This is a genomic window from Flectobacillus sp. (assembly GCF_049240685.1).
Taxonomy (GTDB): domain Bacteria; phylum Bacteroidota; class Bacteroidia; order Cytophagales; family Spirosomataceae; genus Flectobacillus.
The window spans coordinates 1-4,359 of record NZ_JBMLSD010000273.1; the positions used below are offsets into that span (position 1 = coordinate 1).

The following is a 4,359-nucleotide window of genomic DNA, read 5'->3' on the forward strand; positions in this document are numbered from 1 at the left end:
TAAACCCTTTAAATACACAAAACCCAAATGGCAAAGCAAAAAGAGGCAGAAAGCCCAAATCAAAATGAATCAATTGAAACTACTGAAAAGACCTTACCCAAAGTTAGCGTTGTAGTGATAGACGAGGTAAATAAAAAAGAATATCCCGTTGACGCAGAGGTGCTGGAAACTCCAGATGGTTTAGTAGTCTTGATTAAAGCCTTACCTAAATTGGAGGTACCACAAACGGAGGATGTTCAGTTACCAAGAAAAACCCCAGCAGAGAAAGCTAAAGAGAGACTCGAAAGACAAGAACGAGAAGAAGCTGAAAAAGTCGCAGAAATTGCTAGAAAAAAAGCTGAAGAAGAAAAAAAGAAGTCGGGTCAGGAAGAGGAAGAGACCGAAAGTGACGAACAATAGGAAAAAGAGTCTGTAGGTGTAATATCTATAGACTCTTTTTTGTATGTTTGCAGTCCTGATTAATTACTTCTTGAATTACAACGTACCGCATCGGCAGGAAATTGCCGATTGGCATTGCGGTGCAAGTCCGCTATTAGGTACGTTGTTTCAATGTAATTAATCAGGAGTGACCAATCGGCTTATTTTATGGAAAATCCTACCGACAGAGCTTCTATTACAGCGTTACTTCACTCCTCAAAATTCGATGTTGAAGAGTTGGGTTTAACGCTTGTACACCACCTAGTATTACATAAAGATTGGATTGAGGGGAACGACCTGCTGAGACAAGAGCCTCTGCGTTACATAGAGGAAATGGATTATTTCAATGAAATTTTAGGGTTTACAAAACACTTGGTTTCGTACCAAATGTTAAAGGCAAACGGGCTTGTAATGTAGTCCAAAGGTGGCAGTTATTCTTGGGTTATCTTGCTGAAAAAAGCTTATGACCAACGAAGAACACATACAGCAATTGCACATTGCAAAAGCCAACCTGCGGTTATTAAAAAGGCAACATCAAGATGGTTTAGCTACTCAAAAGCAGCTTGATGATGCAGAGCAAATCCTTGAGAACCTGCGTGCCTACCAAGTACCCAAAGAGCCTCACAAAGCTCAGAAAGCAGCTTTTGAAGCACCTCAAAGCAGCTTTTCGACTACGACTATTCAAGCGCCCGAATTGACCGAATCAGTCAAGAGCTTGTTAGATAGTCTAATCAAAAAGCGAGATGAGGCGCATGCCAAAAAAGCTACGCTCAGTAACCAGCTCCACACAATCCCCGAACACGAAAATTGCCCGGATATCGTATCCGAAATATTGGCTTTGCGCAACGTTTGGAAAGAATACAATTCCAAGATAAAGTTTATCCAGCAAAACGGCTGTTTGCCCGAAAGTCAGGAAACGCCTGTTGAATCCAAGGGAATCGACGAAAGCGAGTTTTTGAAGGCTATCGAAGTCAAAGAGCTTTGGGCAATTAGTCAGGATATCGACAACTGTCGTAGTAACCTAAGTAAAGCTCGCAAACAACTAAAGAATGTTAGCGACCCACTCCGACAGCTCCACTACCAACGTAAAATAGCAGAGCTTGAGTGGAAATTATCACAACTATTAACCGTATTTAACGCAAAAAAATGATTATAAGACATGTTGTTACCAAGAAGCTAGAAACAGGCTGGAGACGCCTAGTATTCGAATGTGTGAATGAAACAGATCAAGACTTTGTAGGAGAATTTTTCCTCGAGCTAAAAGCTGTTTTGGGAGCTGTGTATAATGCTCACCAAATGGTGCAAATTAAGAAGGGAGAATGTAGACGCTTTACTGTAGACCTTGATGAAAAGCCAGCAGGGCGTTGGAGTAAGTTCAAATATACCTTCAGTAATGGTACCAGAATTGAAACTCAAAAAGGGAAAAAGGTAGAGCGCTATGAAAATCTAACAGATGTAGTTATAGAACATAAAATTGATATAGATAAACATATAAACATTTTACGATGGTGGTAGAGGGGTTGAAATGGCACACCGAGCAGATTCGGTGGGTCGATATGGTTACGTTCGATAAGAACGCCCGCAAGATTAAGGTAGAGAACCGCAAAAACTTGGCGGAGTCTCTCAAGGAGTTTGATGTGGTGGACATCCCTACGCTCGACGTAGATAATGTCATTATTGGAGGTCACCAACGCTGTATGACGATGATTCATGCGGGTCGTGGTGAGGAGCTGACAGACGTACGCAAACCAAACCGCAAGTTGACTGAGGCAGAATTCAAGAAACTTAACTTGATTTTGAACTCTGACAAGTATCGCGGTGAATTTGATTTGATGATGCTCCGTGACAACTTCTCGGAGTTTGATTTGGGTCAAGAATTGGGAATTGACTTGGCAGAGCTGGACAAAGACGTCGCCGAAACTAACGAAGTAGGCAAAGTTGAAGCAGAGCCTGAATTGCCCATTGTGCCAAAGTACAGTGAGAAGTATTCGGCTTTAGTGATTGTGATTGATAACAGTATCGACGAAAACTTTGTCCGTTCGGTATTGGGTTTGGGTGTGGAGCAGGATTATAAGACGTCGAACAAGGGTGAGTCGTATGTGACAACCGCAAAAAGCTTTATTGAACGATGGAACAGCCGATAAAAGTACTGATAGCCTCGCACAAGCGTGCCGACCGCATCACAACCCACGAAAAGGTTGCCAATAGTATTATTTGTATTCCCGAAAGCCAATTAGGCGAATATCGAGAGCGATGCCCCGATACCGAAATTGTTACACACCCTGATAGTGTGATAGGTTTGAGCTGGAAGCGCCAGTGGATGATGGAGCACTTTGGCGATGCCTTTCATTTGGACGATGATTTGGCATTTATGAAGCGCATCTATACCGAAACTGGCGAAGCTGACAAACTCAGTCCTGAAGAGATTTACGACGTTATCCAAATGACAGCTCGCACGGCCAAACGTATGGGGGTATATCTGTGGGGCTTCAATACCTGCGGGAAACCCTTCACTTACAATGCACTTCAGCCGCTCCAAATGAGTGGCTATGTCAATACCTGTGCGTTCGGATTGTTTACAGGTTCAAAGCTATTTTTCCGCCCTGAACAGAGATATCAGGAAGATTATTGGATTTCGGGATTAAATGCGTATTATAACAGGAAAATTCTGAGGGATAACCGTTTTTACTTCCACTTTAACGACACCTGGACTGGAGCAGGCGGCCTTGCCGAGTTCCGCAACATGCAGACCCTAGAGGCTACTCTACACGACTTGCAAAACATCTTTGGAAAAGATGTAGTCAAGGTAAGAAAACTGGGAACTAAAAACCATCCGTATCAGATGAATTTTAGTGTACCGTTTTAACGTTTTAATCTGTTTATGAAAAATAAGTATTTAGCATTTAATGGCCTATCTATAGCTCGGATTTTATTTGCCATATTTTTGTTATGGTGGTTTATTTTCAACTGCTATCCAACCTTAGTTAGATTATATTTAATAATTTTTGAAACTGGTTATATACCTGAAAAGGATATTTTAGGGAGGGGAACATACGGAGATATGTACGGAGCATTGAATACATTTTTTTCCGGTTTAGCCTTTGTCGGTTTACTCGTTACAATCTTCTTACAGATAATTATACATGAAAGAGAGGAAGAATTAAGAAAAGACAATGAACATAAGGAAAAGAAGGAAAGGCTTATTTTTTTAAAGGAGATAAGCTGTCAAGTAGTAGCAGAAAACTCAAAATTTATTGAAAAGACAAAAAACTTCCTTCCTATTTTACAAGATGACTTCATTACCAAATGCTATTTTAAATCTTTAGTAATTCCAAGTATTTATGTGTTTGTAAGAGAGAAATTGAGCAGCGAGAAGTACTTTTTGGCATACATTGATTTTGCAACCAATGACACTACCTCGATAACTAAGTTGCTTTTGCAGTTAGAAGCTGCTTATAGTGACATGGAAAACTTTTATGCTCAGCACGCAATCTTTTCAAATTTGTTTGATAGATATGAAAGAGAGTACGCTAAAGTAAAGTATGAACTTTATGATTTTATAAAGAGTGATGGGGTTGATAGCACTGAAATGAACAGAGTACTAGGAAAGGGTACTCAGCAGGAGGTCTTTGATTTTTTTAAAAAAGTAAATTTTAATTCAAAGAATGGTAGTGATGTTTCTAAACTTTATGAAAATTTAATATCTACCAATGCTATATTGAGAAGTAGCAAAGCAAATTTGGTTGATGCATTTAAGAATACACTAGAATCTATGGAAAAAAGTAATAATATCATTAACGAGAACCTTATAACTCTGAACAATTTATTATTAGTCAGTAAGTAATAGTTATAAAAAAACCTGCCAACAGTGCAGGTTTTTTTATGTCCTTTAGACTGCCAAAATAGCCGAAAAATAAAAGTTTTACTGTTTTACACCCTTGT

Annotated in this window: 7 protein-coding genes; all 7 read left to right on the forward strand. The window is 39.6% G+C overall.

Features of this window, described 5'->3' with window-relative positions; translation table 11 throughout:
• The first annotated feature begins 27 nt into the window (after positions 1–27).
• Positions 28–399, forward strand: a complete 372-nt coding sequence (locus tag ACOVQ4_RS12440) for a hypothetical protein (protein WP_421820966.1) — start codon at positions 28–30, stop codon at positions 397–399.
• A 186-nt stretch (positions 400–585) separates the two neighbouring features.
• A complete protein-coding gene (locus ACOVQ4_RS12445) occupies positions 586–834 on the forward strand; it encodes a hypothetical protein (RefSeq protein ID WP_283375395.1) in 249 nt (82 codons plus the stop codon).
• A gap of 46 nt (positions 835–880) precedes the next feature.
• Positions 881–1,567, forward strand: coding sequence for a hypothetical protein (locus tag ACOVQ4_RS12450; protein WP_421820967.1), 687 nt, complete (start codon positions 881–883; stop codon positions 1,565–1,567).
• On the forward strand, positions 1,564–1,932 hold the full coding sequence (locus ACOVQ4_RS12455; RefSeq protein ID WP_421820968.1) for a hypothetical protein: 369 nt from the start codon (positions 1,564–1,566) through the stop codon (positions 1,930–1,932). The genes ACOVQ4_RS12450 and ACOVQ4_RS12455 overlap by 4 nt, the downstream gene beginning before the upstream one ends.
• Positions 1,923–2,561: a hypothetical protein gene (locus ACOVQ4_RS12460; RefSeq protein ID WP_421820969.1), complete on the forward strand. Its 639-nt coding sequence runs from the start codon at positions 1,923–1,925 to the stop codon at positions 2,559–2,561. Before ACOVQ4_RS12455 ends, ACOVQ4_RS12460 begins: the two co-directional genes overlap by 10 nt.
• On the forward strand, positions 2,546–3,283 hold the full coding sequence (locus ACOVQ4_RS12465) for a hypothetical protein (protein WP_166579148.1): 738 nt from the start codon (positions 2,546–2,548) through the stop codon (positions 3,281–3,283). Before ACOVQ4_RS12460 ends, ACOVQ4_RS12465 begins: the two co-directional genes overlap by 16 nt.
• A gap of 15 nt (positions 3,284–3,298) precedes the next feature.
• On the forward strand, positions 3,299–4,261 hold the full coding sequence (locus tag ACOVQ4_RS12470) for a hypothetical protein (protein ID WP_421820970.1): 963 nt from the start codon (positions 3,299–3,301) through the stop codon (positions 4,259–4,261).
• The last annotated feature ends 98 nt before the right edge of the window (positions 4,262–4,359 follow it).